The sequence below is a fragment of the Pseudomonas sp. 8BK genome (genome assembly GCF_902506475.1).
In the GTDB taxonomy this organism is placed as follows: Bacteria; Pseudomonadota; Gammaproteobacteria; order Pseudomonadales; family Pseudomonadaceae; genus Aquipseudomonas; species Aquipseudomonas anguilliseptica.
The window spans coordinates 2,773,454-2,787,688 of the sequence record NZ_LR733252.1; the positions used below are offsets into that span (position 1 = coordinate 2,773,454).

A 14,235-nucleotide genomic window follows, 5' to 3' on the forward strand; every position below is an offset into this window, starting at 1 on the left:
ACTTCACTAGTATCCACCCATCCTTCCAGACTACCACTCGTGATCTGCAATCAACGCGCACGCCTGCGCCTAGTGTTTAATGAGTAGGGCTTACGCGAGTTTTTCTCACTCTGATTTTTTATATCAATATCCAAGTATCTCTGAATGCGAAGGTACCAGAGCCTGAAACCTATAGCCGAAAGCGCAAATCCAAATAAAAAAAGAAACCCACAAACGATTAAGACCCCCAACCAAATTCGCTTTGCAATGCCTATATCTACAACTAACACCTGACCATTTGCAATTTTCCGCTGCAGCTCGTTGACTTTTGACTTAATAGTACCGGGCAACTCAAGTAGCTCACCATCCACGGGAATTCCTTGTTGCACATTTTTTGCGGCACGAATATATGGCGCAAATTCAAGCTTCAAAAATATAAGCTCTGCTCCAATCTCATTCAAAGCTTTCCCAGCTGCAGATGTTTGCGAGAGATAACTTGAAGTATGAGAAAAACCTAAAGCCGCGCTCAATCCAATCAGCAATAGTCCGGCGATAGCAAGAAATTTATAAAGTGAATCAGTTGGTGCTTGCAGCATATCAACCCCAAAGTGCAACAACAATTTAAACTAGACAATGACACCACCACAAGAAGTCATCGGCTTTTATAAAGACCATAGCTGGAAAATAACAGCACTAACCTTCGCGGATTAACAATACTCGAAGGGCCAGGCATTAGCCCGCCTTTGCGAACGAAGATGGCGCATTGTTAGACGGCTACCACAACCGCTTTTTATCGCGATGGTAGCATTTAAACGCTATTACCCAGAATGAAATTAATGCGAAGAGCGCTACTCTGTCGTACCGTTTAAGTAGCTTACCTGAAACTACATCTTCAAGCCCTTTGAGTGGACCAGTGAATTGAAGGTTACTTGTAAGGTGGCTTCCAAGAAAATTTATACCGATGAAAAACACAATGCCAAGAAGAATGGCCCACTGCGTTTTCTTGGAAATTGCTATCACGTATAAAATTTCAGAGAAATATTCTTTCAAACCTATAACCTCCATGTACCTGCAGCCTTCTAACTCTTATCGAGTACCCTATACCGTCATGACATTCGTGCCTTTGCTAGCTAGGTGATACGCAAAGGACGCGCCCACTATGCCTGAGCCAATGACAATGACTCGATTGTCTACACCTTCAATCCGCTCTGGCGACCTGAGAATGGTACGACAGCCGGATGATCGAATGACCAGCTGCCAAATGCCAAGATGTGGCGCTCATTAATGTCCGATTATTGGCCGAGAGAAGCACGCTTTGAAGGAGCGCGATCAGCGAGAAGCAGGCGCTTAAAAAATTGGCCATTACCACTCATTTTGCGAATCAATCTACCGGCGCCCATGGCGAGTATTCGCGTAAGGGTGGGGCTGTCGGGAGCGATGGCACTGTGCGATTATCAGGCTTCAGCTCACAAGCAGACAGGGATGGCTATGGCAGCTCCAGATTTCCGGCTAGTTCCTTCGGCTAACACCGACGACAGTGGACACTTCGATGATGTTGGAGCCATCGGCAGAACGATCACCCCAGAGATTGTTATTGCGCTGTGTGGGCCGATGGGCACGCCCCTGCATGAAGTCGCTGAAACATTTCAGGAACTCCTCACCAGCGCGGATTATGGCTATCACGAAGTCAAAATCATCAAGCTGAGTGATGAGATCAGGTCACATTCAGAGCTGCCGGAAGACCGATCAATCCTTAAACTGATCAACGCTGGGAATGAGCTGCGGCAAAAATACGGCAATGAGATTCTTGCCCGTTTTGCCATTCGGCAAATTACCCTCGCGCGTGAGGCCGCTCAAAAGCAGGCGGAAGACCGCAGAGAACCGGATCTCTTTGACTCGACTGAAGGAGCGGTTGTCCCAAAGGTCACTCCCCGCTATTGCCACATCATCGACTCGGTTAAGCACATTGATGAGCTTCGTCTGCTGCGCTCCGTCTATGGAGACATGTTGCACGTTGTTGGCGTTTACTCGCCGATTGAGCTCCGGGTAGCACGACTAGAACGTATCAAGGGGAAGGAAGACCAGATTCACGATCTAATTGATCGGGACTCCGGTGAGGAGGTCGATTACGGTCAGCGGGTCGAGGATACCTTCCCCCAGGCAGACTTCTTCTTGCGAGTAGAGAAAACCACGGATACCCACCGAAAAGGGCGGGTCCGACGCTTTCTCGATCTGATGTTAGGAACGATGATTGCCACGCCGACGCTGAACGAACGGGCCATGTACGCTGCTTTCTCAGCTGCTCGCAATTCAGCGTGTCTATCACGGCAGGTGGGAGCCGCCATCACCAGCTCGGAAGGGGAGATACTCGCGACCGGCTGGAACGATGTACCAAAGGCCTTCGGTGGCCTGTATCAGACGGAGGCTTACGGTAGCTCTCCTGATGAGGATCGCAGGTGCTGGAACCTCAATGGCGGTCTTTGTTCAAATGACCAAGAAAAGAAGCTCCTCTCGGGCGTGATAGTGGACCTTCTGATCAAGGAGGGTCTTATCGCTGAGGACAAGAAACAAACGGCTTTTAGCGTTATTCGAAAACAATCTCAGCTTAAGAGCCTCATCGAATTCTCGCGGGCGGTTCATGCAGAAATGCACGCGCTACTCAACGCAGGGGCTACTGATTGTTGTGGTCAACGAATTCTGGACACTGGTTTAGGTTTATCCGGCCAGTGATTCGGCTTCCACTGGCGTTTTGTACCCGTTGTAGCTGTGTGGCCGTTGATGGTTGTAGTAGTCCGTCAGGTAACGCCAAAACCAGGCCTGCTGCTTCGAGTTTGAAATCTGTACTGAATGATCTTCTGGTCACGTAAACACCTCATTGCTGGGCGAAGCTTAACGCCCTATCGGGGTGTCCAGAATCATTGAGCCACAACACCCGGCTTGCCGTGATTGCGCAGGAAAGTCTGCTCTCCCATCGCCTCGATCTGCCCCTCAATCAATGCCTCAAAGGGCTTGAGCAGCGCATTGAAGCAAACTGGTGCCTCGACAGTATTCAGTGCAGTAACAATCGCTTCGATGGTCGATAAGGCACCCGGCATCGGCGCTTTGCGCAAGCGATAACGCGACTGCAACCCCTCCGGCAGCACAACTCTGGGCAAAGCCGCCAACAACGGATTGAGGTGCAACAGCTTGCGCGCTTTGCGCCAGGTACCGTCGGGCACCACCAATAACAGCGGCTGCTCACTGTGCTGTTCAGCAAACTGCAGCAACGCTTGCGCCTGCTCGCCAGGGAACAGCAAACACGCGCGATAGCTAGGCTGCTGTAACAGCGCCGCAAGCGGCTCGAAGACCTCGCCCACCAGCAACTCAGCATTGCTCAAGCCAAGAGCTGCTAGGCGGGCGGTATTCAGCGCATGCTTGACCTCGCTCGGATGCTGCAGGATCAACACCCGAGTACGGCTCCTCAGGCAGGGAATAAGCGCACATAAACAGCGCTCGGTTGGGCGGGTACAACGTGGGCATTGCGGGCGGGGCATCGGTATCTCCTCAGCCGCGCAGTTTGCCATACCAGATAGAAAACCGGCCCACCTAAGAGGTGAGCCGATAGACATATAAACGAACCGTCACTTAGCGGTTGAAGCGCTCCGCCAGGCTGTGCAGATAGTCCGCCATGTCTTCCAGTTCCTGGCCAATAGCCGCGCCCTGATGCGCCTGCTCGGCACTGCGATCAGAGAGCTGAGCAATCTGAGTGATCTGCCGGCTGATATCTTCCGCCACATGGCTTTGTTCTTCGGAAGCCGAAGCCATCTGCTGACTCATGCCGGTGATGCGGCTAACCGCTTCACTGATGCCATCCAGCGCGGTACGCACACTCTCTACACTCTCCACGCTCTGTTTGGAAATTGACTCGCCCTTGCCCGCCGTTACCACCGCCCGTTCAGCGCCGGCACGTAGTGAGGAAATAATCTGGTGAATCTGCTCGGTCGACTCTCGCGTGCGTGAAGCCAGCGAGCGTACCTCATCAGCCACTACCGCAAAGCCCCGTCCCTGCTCGCCTGCGCGCGCCGCTTCGATTGCAGCATTGAGTGCAAGCAGGTTGGTCTGCTCGGCAATCGAGGTAATAACATCCGCCACACTGCCGATTGACTGAGTGGAGTTAGCCAGGTCATTAACTGCCTGGCCAATGTCCACTACGGCCTTGGCCATGTGCTGCATGGAGTCGAGACTGCCGCTGGCCAGTTGCAAGCCCTGCCTGGCCAGGCGATCCGCTTCTTCGGCGGCGTGCGAGGTGCTCTGCACGTTATGCGTCACCTCCTGAATGGTTGCCGCCATCTGGTTGATCGCTGTGGCCGATTGATCAGTTTCGCTGCGCTGCTGATCAAGCATTTTCGCTCCAGAACGCGACAGATCGGCGGAACGAGTGGCGTGCGTCTTGACGTTTGCCCCGGCGTCTTCAATGCGTGTCAACGCCGTCTGCAAGCGCGCGTCCTCGCTGATCATTGCCATATCCAGCAAGGCCTGTGCACCACGGCTGTCGGTATAGGTCAAGGCAACCAGAGCACTGGTAAACGCCTTGGGATGCTCGGAAAGCGTGCGCCTGATCAAGCTGCGTTTGGCATACAGCTGGTAGGACCCAAGGCAAAACATGGCCGCAAAAATAAAGCCCCATAACCAGGGACCACTCAGCACAAAGTGCGCACCGAGAATCAGCAGACCAGTCAGAAATAGCGGCCATGACTGGATAATGTCGTACGTCCAGTACTCCAGTTTTGGCACCGGCGCTTTGCCCTCGCGCAAACGGGCATAGAGTTTTTCAGCACGGCGTTTCTGCGCTTCATCGGGCAAGGAGCGTACCGACTCGTAACCAGCAACCCGGCCATTCTCATAGATCGGCGTGACATAGGCGCTGACCCAATAGTAATCACCGTTCTTTGAGCGATTCTTGACGATCCCCATCCAGGGCTTGCCCTGTTTGATGGTTTCCCACATATGGCCGAATACACTGGGGGGCATATCCGGATGGCGCACCAGATTGTGCGGCTGACCGATCAGTTCTTCGCGAGTAAATCCGCTGATTTCGACAAAGGCGTCGTTGCAATAGGTGATATTGCTGTTCAGGTCGGTGGTGGAAATCAGCCGTTCATTCGCAGGAAAGGTTCTTTCCCGCTGAGTCACTGGGAGGTTCTGGCGCATTGGGGCTATCCCTGTCTGAGCTATTTACATAACTTCAGATGTAGGTCTAGCACAGCCGTGCCAACGCGCTAGCAAATGCTTGTTTAATGCTCGCAATAATGATCTAGGACAATTAGTCGCTGCCACAGCCACAGCCACAGCCACAGCCAGACATTATCTGACCGTAGCCGAGCGCATTAATAAGGGCGGGAGAACCTAGCGTCGAGGGGGAACCGCTTTGGAATCAGGCGAATTGCTACGTACAGGAATCGGCTGCAGTTTTGGCCGCTCACACAGGCCAAGGGCAACCAACAGATCAAGCAAGGCATTCTGCAACTTGGCGCTCATAAAGTAGCCTCCAACCAAGGACATCGAATAGGTGCTTGGACACCTTTTCTCAGCCTAGTTCAGGTGGTTTGAAACTGCCGCTCACTTCGTCGCGACTGTCTAAAACAGCACACGTAAACCGGCATACAAAGTACGTCCCGGCCCTGGCTCGAAGTAGCGCGCGTTGCCGTCGTTGATGCGCAAGTTATCAAAATACTCACGCCCCAGTAGGTTATCGATACCCAGGTAAGGCTCCAGGCTTTGCTCGCCGACCTGAAAACGCTTGCCTAGGCGCAGATTGAACAAGGCATGGCCGGGGGCGGACTGCGTATTGGCATCATTGGCATACACCCGCGTTTGAGCCGCAACACCGAGGCGCACATAGCCGCCTCGATGCTCATAGGCCAACTCGCTGAACAGGGTTTGCCGTGGGATCCCGGGAATGCGCTTGCCGGAAAAGTCGCCAACGGCTGTTTGATAATCCTCGAAGCGGTAGCGGTTGTAGGCGTAGGCCGCCGACCAGCGCCAGGCATCGGCAAACTGCCAATCCAGGCTCAACTCCAGACCATCGCGGCGCGACTGCCCAGCATTGCGATAGAAATTACGGCCTGGCTGAGTTGGCAGACTGAAGCCCACCAACTCATCTTCCAGCTCAATTCGGTAAAGCGCCAGGCTATAACGCAGCGAGGGCCATTCGCCTTTGATACCCAGCTCCCGGCTGAAGGCCTGAGCCGGCTGCAAGGCACTATTAAAGCCGCCACCTTGCGGGTTACCCAGCTCGCTGATGGTGGGGGTTTCAAAGGAGCTGGCCAGCCGCGCATAGACCGATTGTTGCGGGGTAAAGCGGTAACTCAGACCGGCGCTGTAGTTCCAGTCCTCCAGGCTGCGCGAGCCTGAATCATCGCGATTATCGGCCAGATAAAAGTCATCCACAGCCAACCGAACCTGGTCATAGCGCAGTCCAAGCGTGGCTTGCCACTGCTCGTTCAGGGCAATCTGGTTCTCGATAAACAGTCCCTGGCTCAGTGCCGACTCATCCTGCTGCAGACGTGATTGCCCGCGCTCGCCAAGCAGGTTGTCATAACGCCGACGGTCATCACGTTGCGCCTCGAGCTCGAAGCCTGTGGTGATTTTATGAGACAGGCCAATCAACTCGCGGTGATGGCTGTACTGCCCGCCAACTCCGCTGAAATAGCGTTCAAATGTCGTCTGCCCGCCGTTGGCAAAGCCCAGCCGATTAGCAAACTCGCGATGCCCCAAGTAACTGCGTAGCTGGTACTCATCGTCGCCGGCTGCGTAACCATCCCAAACCAGGCCCAGGCGCTGCTGACGAATGTATTCATCGGCATCAAAACGCAGGTTGTTCGGCGCCGCCTGGCGGCGATCTGCCTTTACTTCGGCGGAGGTCAAGCCACCTGGGTCTTCGGCGCGGTTGTCGATGGCATTGAAGTTCAGGCGCAAACGCCCCGTCGGGGCATACCAGCGCAGCTTGCCGGTGAAGCTGTTGGTCTGCGCCCGGCTGTGTTCGCGATAGCCGTCCAGAACAGTGCTGTTGAATGCCAGCAAGCCACCCAGGTTACCGCCGCTACCGCCGATTTCGCCGCGCGTGCGCTGATAACCGAGTCCGGCCGCACTCAGGTCCAACTGCATCGTGGGCAACGTCGGCGGCTCGCGGGTTTCAATCGCCAGCACGCCACCAGCGGCATTGCCGTACAGCACCGAGGCAGGGCCGCGCAGCACCTCCATGCGCTCAACCAAGCCCAGATCAAGGCCGTCGAGTTCGGTCTGACCATCGGGCATGGTCAAGGGCACGCCATCGACCAATACGCGAATGCCGCGCACGCCGAAATTACCGCGCGCACCAAAGCCCCGAATCGCGGGGCGCAAACCTTGAGCCAGGTTGTAGCGGTTAAGACTGAACACGCCCGGTACGCGGGCCAGCAAAGCATCCAGCGCTAGGTTCTGCTCACCTGGCACTTCACCGGCGTCGATCACAGTCACCGCGGTCGGGGTGCTCAACCAGCGCGTGGTGCTGCGCGGCGAGGTGATCAGCAATGGCGCTAATTCGACTGCTGTGTTTTCAGCCTCGGTCGCTTGAGCAACAGCTCTGTCGTTCAGCAGCCACAGGCCGGCGGCAATCACTCCAAGTACCAGGCGCACGCCGTTCAATACTCCTTGTCGGCCTGGTCCTTGCGTCGATAGGGGAACACGTCGATGACCTTGCCGGCACGTATCGCCTCCTGCAGGCTTTTCCAGTAATCGGCGTCATACAGTTCGCCATGCAGTTCATTGAACAACTTGCGCTGCTGCATATCGGCAAACAGGAACGGCGGGAACTCCTCGGGAAACACATCCAGCGGCGCGACCGAATACCAGGGTTCAGAGGACATTTCATCCTCGGGGTAACGCGGTGGCGGAATTCGTCGGAAATTGGCCTCGGTGAGGAAGCAGATCTCGTCGTAGTCGTAGAACACCACGCGGCCATGACGGGTCACGCCGAAGTTCTTCAGCAGCATGTCGCCAGGAAAGATATTGGCTGCCGCCAGCTGTTTGATGGCCAGGCCGTAGTCATCCAGCGCTTCGCGCACCTGGGCTGCACTGGCGCTTTCCACATACAGGTTGAGTGGGGTCATACGCCGTTCGGTCCAGCAGTGACGTACAAGCACCGTATCGCCCCTCACCTCGACGGTGGACGGCGCGACTTCCAGCAGCTCGGCCAGGCACTCGGGGTCAAACTTACTCAGCGGAAAGCGGAAATCGGCGAACTCCTGGGTATCGGCCATGCGCCCTACCCGGTCGACGGTTTTTACCAGGCGGTACTTCTCGATCACCGTATTGCGGTCGACGTTTTTCGACGGCGAAAAACGGTCCTTGATGATCTTGAACACGGTATTGAAACCCGGCAGGGTAAACACGCTCATCACCATGCCGCGCACCCCGGGGGCCATGACGAACTTGTCATCAGTGGTGGCCAGGTGGTTGATCAGCGCACGGTAGAACTCCGACTTGCCGTGTTTGTAGAAACCAATAGAAGTGTACAGCTCAGCAATATGCTTGCCCGGCAGAATGCGCTTAAGGAAGCCGACAAATTCCGCCGGATAGCCCACCCTCACCATGAAATAGGAACGGGTAAAGGAGAAGATGATCGACACCTCCGCCTCATCGGTGATCAGCGCATCAATCTGAATGCCCTGCCCTTCGCGGTGCAGCAGTGGGATCACCAACGGCCATTGCTCATCGCAGGTGTAGATACGCCCGACAAGGTAGGCGCCCTTGTTGCGATACAAGCGCGAGGCGAACAGCTCAATGCGCAAATCAGGGTCCTTGCACACCCAATCCGGCAAGTTGGCCTGCAACTGTTTAAGCAGCCGTGCCAGGTCGCGCTCGAGGTTTTCATAGCCGACTTCGAAACTGAAATCCTCGAAAATCTGCCGCAGCGCCTGCTCGACATTACCCTTGGGTTCGTAACGACGGGTTTGCGGTGCCCGCTCATTAACCCGCAACGCTGGGCGCGTGGTATGGATAAACATGCAGCCATCATTGATCTGGTCATGGCTGAACAGCCCGCAGAAGATCGAGTTGAACCAGGTTTCCGCCAGCTCATCGTCGTAACGCAGGTCGATCAGGGCAATATAAGCCGACTTGACCAGCGGCCACTGCGCCACATCCAGCAGCACCTCTGCACTGTAAGCCTGGCCCAGGCTTGCGCTGACCGCGCTGACACACTCCTCATACAAGGCAATACGCGCCGCTGAAGCCTGCTGGATTTCCTGCCACTGCGCCTGCTCGAAACGTACCCGCGCGCCGTTGGTAATCTGCCGGAACTGCTCGCGGTAATCGTCAAAGCCTTCGAGGATAAGCGCGGCAATCGCGCTGGCCGGCCATTGCTGTGGCATAAACAACCCCCTGCAGATGAAATGCGGACAATCCGCCGAGCTTATCCAGTGGCCGCACCAAGTAAAAGCTGGCAATGCGTGGACAGGCGTTTATCTGCCACGAAATATTGCCAAGCAACGGCTTTGAAAGCGCATTTCGAATTGCCTTGGCGTGCGCGCCCGGCAACACTGCTCGCCTTTCTAACTGTCATGGAGTTCGTTGTGCGTCTTGCCGACCTGATCCGTCTGCTGTTGCTTGCTGCCATCTGGGGCGCCAGCTTTCTGTTTATGCGCATCGTCGCACCGGTACTGGGCAGCATGCCGACGGCGTTCTTTCGCGCCAGCCTAGGCATGCTCGGCCTGCTGGCGATTCTGCTGCTGATGCGCGTGCGCTGGGATTTCAGCGGCAAGCTCAAGCACTGTTTGATGCTCGGGGTCATCAACGCCGGCCTGCCCTCGGCCATGTACTGCCTGGCGGCGCTGGTACTGCCAGCGGGCTACTCGGCGATTCTGAATGCCACCACACCAATGATGGGCGTGCTGATCGGCATGTTGTTCTTCGCTGAGGCGCTGACCCTGAGCAAAGCTGCCGGGGTGGCCATCGGCCTGTTCGGGGTAGCGGTGCTGACTCGCACCGGCCCGGTGGAGTTTGATTTGCCGCTGCTCTGGGGCGCAGCTGCCTGCCTGGTGGCTACCGCCTGCTACGGCTTTGCCGGTTTTCTCACACGGCGCTGGATCGGCCAACAAGGCGGCCTGGATAACCGCCTGACCGCTTTCGCCAGCCTGTGCGGTGCCAGCCTGTTTCTGTTGCCATTCTTCGGCGGCTCTCTGCTGATACAGCCACCTGCTAGCTGGGGCGGACTCGACGTCTGGCTGTCCCTGGCCGGGCTGGGGTTTATCTGCACCGCATTCGCCTACGTGCTGTATTTCCGCCTGCTCAGCGACATCGGCCCGATCAAGGCCAGCACCACCACCTTCCTGATCCCACCCTTCGGCGTGCTGTGGGGCGCCTTGCTGCTGGATGAGCCGCTGTCCTGGGCCTACCTGTACGGCGGCGTGCTGATCGCCATCGCGCTATGGCTGGTGGTGCGACCGAGTGGCACGGCCAAGGCGCCAGCCTGATGAACACAAAACCCACGCCCATAAAAAAGCCGCCCTGATAGGCGGCTTTTTTATGGCGATCAATGCTTACTGCTGCAACTCCTGCTCAGTAAACATGTCGCTGAACAGCATGCTCGACAGGTAGCGCTCACCCGAGTCCGGCAGGATCACCACAATGGTCTTGCCCTGCATGCCGGGTTCGGCGGCGATACGCAAGGCGGCAGCCATAGCCGCGCCGCAGGAGATGCCGCAGAGGATGCCTTCTTCGCGCATCAGGCGCAGGGCTACAGCTTTAGCGTCGTCATCCGCCACCAGTTCAACCCGGTCAACCATGGCTAGATCCAGGTTGCCTGGAACAAAGCCGGCGCCGATGCCCTGGATCTTGTGCGGGCTGGGTTTGACTTCATCACCGGCGATGGTCTGGGTGATGACGGGCGAGCCAATCGGCTCGACCGCCACTGAGAGGATTGGCTTGCCCTGGGCCTGTTTGATATAGCGCGAAATACCGGTGATGGTGCCACCAGTACCGACGCCAGCAACCAGCACGTCAATCGCGCCATCGGTGTCGTTCCAAATTTCCGGGCCGGTGGTCTTTTCATGGATCGCCGGGTTGGCCGGGTTGTTGAACTGCTGCGGCATAAAGTAGGTAGCAGTGTCAGAGGCGGCGATTTCCGTGGCCTTCTCAATGGCGCCCTTCATGCCCTTGGCCGGTTCGGTCAGCACCAGTTCGGCGCCTAGGGCCTTGAGCACCTTGCGCCGCTCCAGACTCATCGAAGCGGGCATGGTCAGCAGCAGCTTGTAGCCGCGCGCCGCCGCCACAAAAGCCAGGCCGATACCGGTATTGCCCGAGGTCGGTTCAACAATAGTCATACCCGGTTTGAGCACGCCGCGCTCTTCGGCATCCCAGACCATGCTGGCGCCGATGCGGCATTTCACCGAATAGGCGGGGTTGCGACCTTCGATCTTGGCCAGGATAGTCACCCCATCCGGGCCCAAACGGTTAATCCGAACCAGCGGGGTGTTGCCGATAGCTTGTGCGTTGTCTGCGAAAATGCGGCTCATGGCGAGGTCCTTGTGCGGTGGTTGCCGATAGTCAGCCAGACTAAAACGCCCGCCCGCCTGCGTCCAGCATGGTAACAGAGGCTGGGTGACCCGCCATTCAGTGACTGAATGGCCCGTCTACGTTCACAGTCACCAGGGCTGCGCGTTATAGTCTGCTTTTAAATACTGAACCCGCGGGTATGGCCCTGCGCGTTACCGTTCGAGGATTTACCGATGAAGTTCGAAGGCACCCAGTCCTACGTCGCCACCGACGACCTCAAGCTCGCGGTCAATGCCGCCATCACCCTGGAGCGCCCGTTGCTAGTCAAAGGTGAGCCGGGTACCGGTAAAACCATGCTGGCCGAACAACTGGCCGAATCCTTTGGCGCGCGCCTGATCACCTGGCACATCAAATCCACCACCAAGGCCCATCAGGGTCTGTACGAGTACGACGCGGTCAGCCGCCTGCGCGACTCACAGCTGGATTCGGACAAAGTCCACGACGTGCGTAACTACATCAAGAAAGGCAAGCTGTGGGAGGCCTTCGAGGCCGAAGAACGGGTGATTCTGCTGATCGACGAGATCGACAAGGCCGATATCGAGTTCCCCAACGACCTGCTGCAAGAACTCGACAAGATGGAGTTCTACGTTTACGAGACCAACGAGACAATCAAGGCGAAAAAACGCCCGATCATCATCATCACCTCGAACAACGAAAAAGAACTGCCGGACGCCTTCCTGCGCCGCTGCTTCTTCCATTACATCGCCTTCCCGGATCGCGCGACCCTGCAGAAGATCGTCGATGTGCACTACCCCGACATCAAGAAAGACCTGGTCGCCGAAGCGCTGGACGTGTTCTTCGACGTGCGCAAGGTACCGGGCCTGAAGAAGAAGCCCTCCACCAGCGAGCTGGTCGACTGGCTGAAACTGCTGATGGCCGACAATATCGGCGAAGCGGTGCTGCGTGAACGCGATCCGACCAAGGCCATCCCGCCGCTGGCTGGCGCCCTGGTGAAAAACGAGCAGGATGTGCAGCTGCTTGAGCGTCTGGCCTTTATGAGCCGCCGCTCTTCGCGTTAAATATTGGCCCCGGGAGGCGAATCCATGCATAGCGGCAGTTGCCTTTGCGCTGCAGTGAGATACCGCATCGATGCGCCTATCGAGTCGGCGGCGCATTGCCATTGTTCGATGTGCCGCAAAGCCCACGGAGCAGCATTCGCCACTTACGCCAATGTGCGGCGCAAGGATTTCCACTTCACCCAAGGCGAGGAGTCACTGGGCGTCTACCAGTCCTCGCCGGGCGTGACGCGGACTTTTTGCAAGCACTGTGGCTCGACCCTGCAGTGGTACAGCGAACAGCCCTACCCGAACTGGCTATCAGTCGCGCTGGGCACGCTGGATACGCCCGTGGGTGAAATCGCGCAGAAGCACATTTTTCCGGAATCGAAGGCCGACTGGTACGCCATCAACGATGGCCTGCCATTGGAGCGGCGCTCCTAGCGCCATAGTCTGTTGAATTCACGAGGGCGCAGCCATGCTGCTCAACCTGTTTAACGAAATGCGCGCTGCCAAGGTGCCGGTGTCGGTGCGTGAGCTGCTCGACCTGATCAACGCGTTGAAACACAACGTGGTGTTCGCCGATATGGACGAGTTCTATTTCCTCTCGCGCACCATCCTGGTCAAGGACGAGCGGCATTTCGACAAGTTCGACCGCGCGTTCGGCGCCTACTTCAAGGGCCTGGAAAACCTCAACCAGCATATCGAGGCGTTGATCCCCGATGAGTGGCTGCGCAAGGAGTTCGAACGCTCGCTGACCGACGAGGAACGCGCCAAGATCGAATCCCTCGGTGGCCTGGACAAGCTGATTGAGGAGTTCAAGAAGCGGCTCGAAGAACAGAAGGAACGCCACGAAGGCGGCAACAAGTGGATCGGCACCGGCGGCACCAGCCCGTTTGGCTCAGGCGGCTTCAACCCGGAAGGCATTCGCGTGGGTGACGCCGGCAAGCGCCAGGGCAAGGCGGTCAAGGTGTGGGACCAGCGCGAATACAAGAACCTCGACGATCAGGTCGAGCTGGGCACCCGCAATATCAAGGTGGCCCTGCGCCGCCTGCGCAAGTTCGCCCGCCAGGGCGCCCAGGACGAGCTGGATCTGGATGGCACCATCGACCACACCGCAAAGGACGGCGGCCTGCTGAATATCCAGATGCGTCCGGAACGGCGCAACGCGGTGAAATTGCTGATTCTGTTCGACATCGGCGGCTCGATGGACGCCCACGTCAAGGTCTGCGAAGAGCTGTTTTCCGCCTGCAAGACCGAGTTCAAGCATATGGAGTATTTCTACTTCCATAACTGCGTGTACGAGTCGGTGTGGAAAAACAATCTGCGCCGCACCTCCGAGCGCTTTTCCACCCAGGACCTGCTGCACAAGTACGGCGCGGACTACAAGGTGGTGTTCGTCGGCGATGCGGCCATGGCCCCTTACGAGATCACCCAGGCCGGCGGCAGCGTCGAGCACTGGAACGAGGAGCCGGGCTACGTCTGGATCAAGCGCTTTATGGAGAAGTACAAGAAGCTTATCTGGATCAACCCCTACCCCAAGGACACCTGGAACTACACCGCCTCGACCAACATCATGCGCGAGCTGTTGGAAGACCAGATGTACCCCCTGACCCTGCAGGGTCTGGAAGACGGGATGAAGTTTCTCTCCAAGTAAAACCAACGGGCCCAGCAGGGCCCGTTGTTC

The 14,235-nt window shown here is 57.0% G+C and carries 12 protein-coding genes and 2 pseudogenes; 5 read left to right on the forward strand and 9 right to left on the reverse strand.

The annotated features are described in order from the left end of the window. Positions 1 to 50 precede the first annotated feature (50 nt). Together ACIN8IBEIGE_RS12815 and ACIN8IBEIGE_RS21220 are read right to left on the reverse strand one after the other, a co-directional pair. A complete protein-coding gene (locus tag ACIN8IBEIGE_RS12815; RefSeq protein WP_160014962.1) occupies positions 51 to 575 on the reverse strand; it encodes a hypothetical protein in 525 nt (174 codons plus the stop codon). Positions 576 to 1,080: 505 nt separating this feature from the next. Beyond that, a pseudogene (locus tag ACIN8IBEIGE_RS21220) lies at positions 1,081 to 1,182 on the reverse strand (FAD-dependent oxidoreductase); the annotation flags it as partial. 81 nt (positions 1,183 to 1,263) lie between these two features. Between ACIN8IBEIGE_RS21220 and ACIN8IBEIGE_RS12820 the strand changes: the two are divergent. Next, entirely contained in the window at positions 1,264 to 2,709 is a 1,446-nt protein-coding gene (locus tag ACIN8IBEIGE_RS12820) for a cytidine deaminase (protein WP_256665149.1), read from the forward strand. 185 nt (positions 2,710 to 2,894) lie between these two features. Here ACIN8IBEIGE_RS12820 and ACIN8IBEIGE_RS12825 read toward each other — a convergent pair whose 3' ends face one another. The 6 genes and pseudogenes from ACIN8IBEIGE_RS12825 to aceK form a co-directional block, all read right to left on the reverse strand. Then, positions 2,895 to 3,512: a tRNA-uridine aminocarboxypropyltransferase gene (locus tag ACIN8IBEIGE_RS12825; protein ID WP_160014963.1), complete on the reverse strand. Its 618-nt coding sequence runs from the start codon at positions 3,510 to 3,512 to the stop codon at positions 2,895 to 2,897. 91 nt (positions 3,513 to 3,603) lie between these two features. Next, complete coding sequence (locus ACIN8IBEIGE_RS12830; RefSeq protein WP_372240016.1) at positions 3,604 to 4,623, reverse strand: methyl-accepting chemotaxis protein; 1,020 nt, start codon at positions 4,621 to 4,623, stop codon at positions 3,604 to 3,606. Positions 4,624 to 4,887: 264 nt separating this feature from the next. After that, positions 4,888 to 5,169 (reverse strand): annotated as a pseudogene (locus ACIN8IBEIGE_RS21225) (PAS domain-containing protein); the annotation flags it as partial. Between the two features lie 195 nt (positions 5,170 to 5,364). Continuing rightward, positions 5,365 to 5,496 carry a PA1414 family protein gene (locus ACIN8IBEIGE_RS21055; RefSeq protein WP_306109729.1) on the reverse strand — a complete coding sequence of 44 codons (132 nt, stop codon included), beginning with the start codon at positions 5,494 to 5,496 and terminating at the stop codon, positions 5,365 to 5,367. A 99-nt stretch (positions 5,497 to 5,595) separates the two neighbouring features. After that, positions 5,596 to 7,635 carry a TonB-dependent receptor gene (locus tag ACIN8IBEIGE_RS12835; protein ID WP_256665150.1) on the reverse strand — a complete coding sequence of 680 codons (2,040 nt, stop codon included), beginning with the start codon at positions 7,633 to 7,635 and terminating at the stop codon, positions 5,596 to 5,598. Positions 7,636 to 7,640: 5 nt separating this feature from the next. Further along, a complete protein-coding gene (gene aceK, locus ACIN8IBEIGE_RS12840; RefSeq protein WP_160014965.1) occupies positions 7,641 to 9,371 on the reverse strand; it encodes a bifunctional isocitrate dehydrogenase kinase/phosphatase in 1,731 nt (576 codons plus the stop codon). Between the two features lie 201 nt (positions 9,372 to 9,572). Here aceK and ACIN8IBEIGE_RS12845 point away from each other — a divergent pair, with 201 nt between their 5' ends. Beyond that, positions 9,573 to 10,472: a DMT family transporter gene (locus ACIN8IBEIGE_RS12845; protein ID WP_160014966.1), complete on the forward strand. Its 900-nt coding sequence runs from the start codon at positions 9,573 to 9,575 to the stop codon at positions 10,470 to 10,472. Between the two features lie 66 nt (positions 10,473 to 10,538). On the opposite strand, the gene cysK is transcribed toward ACIN8IBEIGE_RS12845, so the two are convergent. Further along, positions 10,539 to 11,513 (reverse strand): cysteine synthase A, encoded by a 975-nt coding sequence (cysK, locus tag ACIN8IBEIGE_RS12850; RefSeq protein ID WP_160014967.1) that lies wholly within the window; start codon positions 11,511 to 11,513, stop codon positions 10,539 to 10,541. A 213-nt stretch (positions 11,514 to 11,726) separates the two neighbouring features. Between cysK and ACIN8IBEIGE_RS12855 the strand changes: the two genes are divergently transcribed. Genes ACIN8IBEIGE_RS12855 through ACIN8IBEIGE_RS12865 form a run of 3 tightly spaced genes read left to right on the forward strand, consistent with a single transcriptional unit; the run spans position 11,727 to position 14,205 of the window. Next, positions 11,727 to 12,572 carry a MoxR family ATPase gene (locus tag ACIN8IBEIGE_RS12855; protein WP_160014968.1) on the forward strand — a complete coding sequence of 282 codons (846 nt, stop codon included), beginning with the start codon at positions 11,727 to 11,729 and terminating at the stop codon, positions 12,570 to 12,572. A 24-nt stretch (positions 12,573 to 12,596) separates the two neighbouring features. Further along, entirely contained in the window at positions 12,597 to 12,992 is a 396-nt protein-coding gene (locus ACIN8IBEIGE_RS12860) for a GFA family protein (RefSeq protein WP_160014969.1), read from the forward strand. 34 nt (positions 12,993 to 13,026) lie between these two features. Continuing rightward, positions 13,027 to 14,205 (forward strand): VWA domain-containing protein, encoded by a 1,179-nt coding sequence (locus ACIN8IBEIGE_RS12865; RefSeq protein WP_160014970.1) that lies wholly within the window; start codon positions 13,027 to 13,029, stop codon positions 14,203 to 14,205. The last annotated feature ends 30 nt before the right edge of the window (positions 14,206 to 14,235 follow it).

Excerpts from the sequence above, each read along its gene's own strand:
- ACIN8IBEIGE_RS12815 (WP_160014962.1), bottom strand. The coding sequence starts at position 575 with ATGCTGCAAGCACCAACTGATTCACTTTATAAATTTCTTGCTATCGCC.
- ACIN8IBEIGE_RS12820 (WP_256665149.1), top strand. The coding sequence starts at position 1,264 with ATGTCCGATTATTGGCCGAGAGAAGCACGCTTTGAAGGAGCGCGATCA.
- ACIN8IBEIGE_RS12825 (WP_160014963.1), bottom strand. The coding sequence starts at position 3,512 with ATGCCCCGCCCGCAATGCCCACGTTGTACCCGCCCAACCGAGCGCTGT.
- ACIN8IBEIGE_RS12830 (WP_372240016.1), bottom strand. The coding sequence starts at position 4,623 with ATGTTTTGCCTTGGGTCCTACCAGCTGTATGCCAAACGCAGCTTGATC.
- ACIN8IBEIGE_RS21055 (WP_306109729.1), bottom strand. The coding sequence starts at position 5,496 with ATGAGCGCCAAGTTGCAGAATGCCTTGCTTGATCTGTTGGTTGCCCTT.
- aceK (WP_160014965.1), bottom strand. The coding sequence starts at position 9,371 with ATGCCACAGCAATGGCCGGCCAGCGCGATTGCCGCGCTTATCCTCGAA.
- cysK (WP_160014967.1), bottom strand. The coding sequence starts at position 11,513 with ATGAGCCGCATTTTCGCAGACAACGCACAAGCTATCGGCAACACCCCG.
- ACIN8IBEIGE_RS12855 (WP_160014968.1), top strand. The coding sequence starts at position 11,727 with ATGAAGTTCGAAGGCACCCAGTCCTACGTCGCCACCGACGACCTCAAG.
- ACIN8IBEIGE_RS12860 (WP_160014969.1), top strand. The coding sequence starts at position 12,597 with ATGCATAGCGGCAGTTGCCTTTGCGCTGCAGTGAGATACCGCATCGAT.
- ACIN8IBEIGE_RS12865 (WP_160014970.1), top strand. The coding sequence starts at position 13,027 with ATGCTGCTCAACCTGTTTAACGAAATGCGCGCTGCCAAGGTGCCGGTG.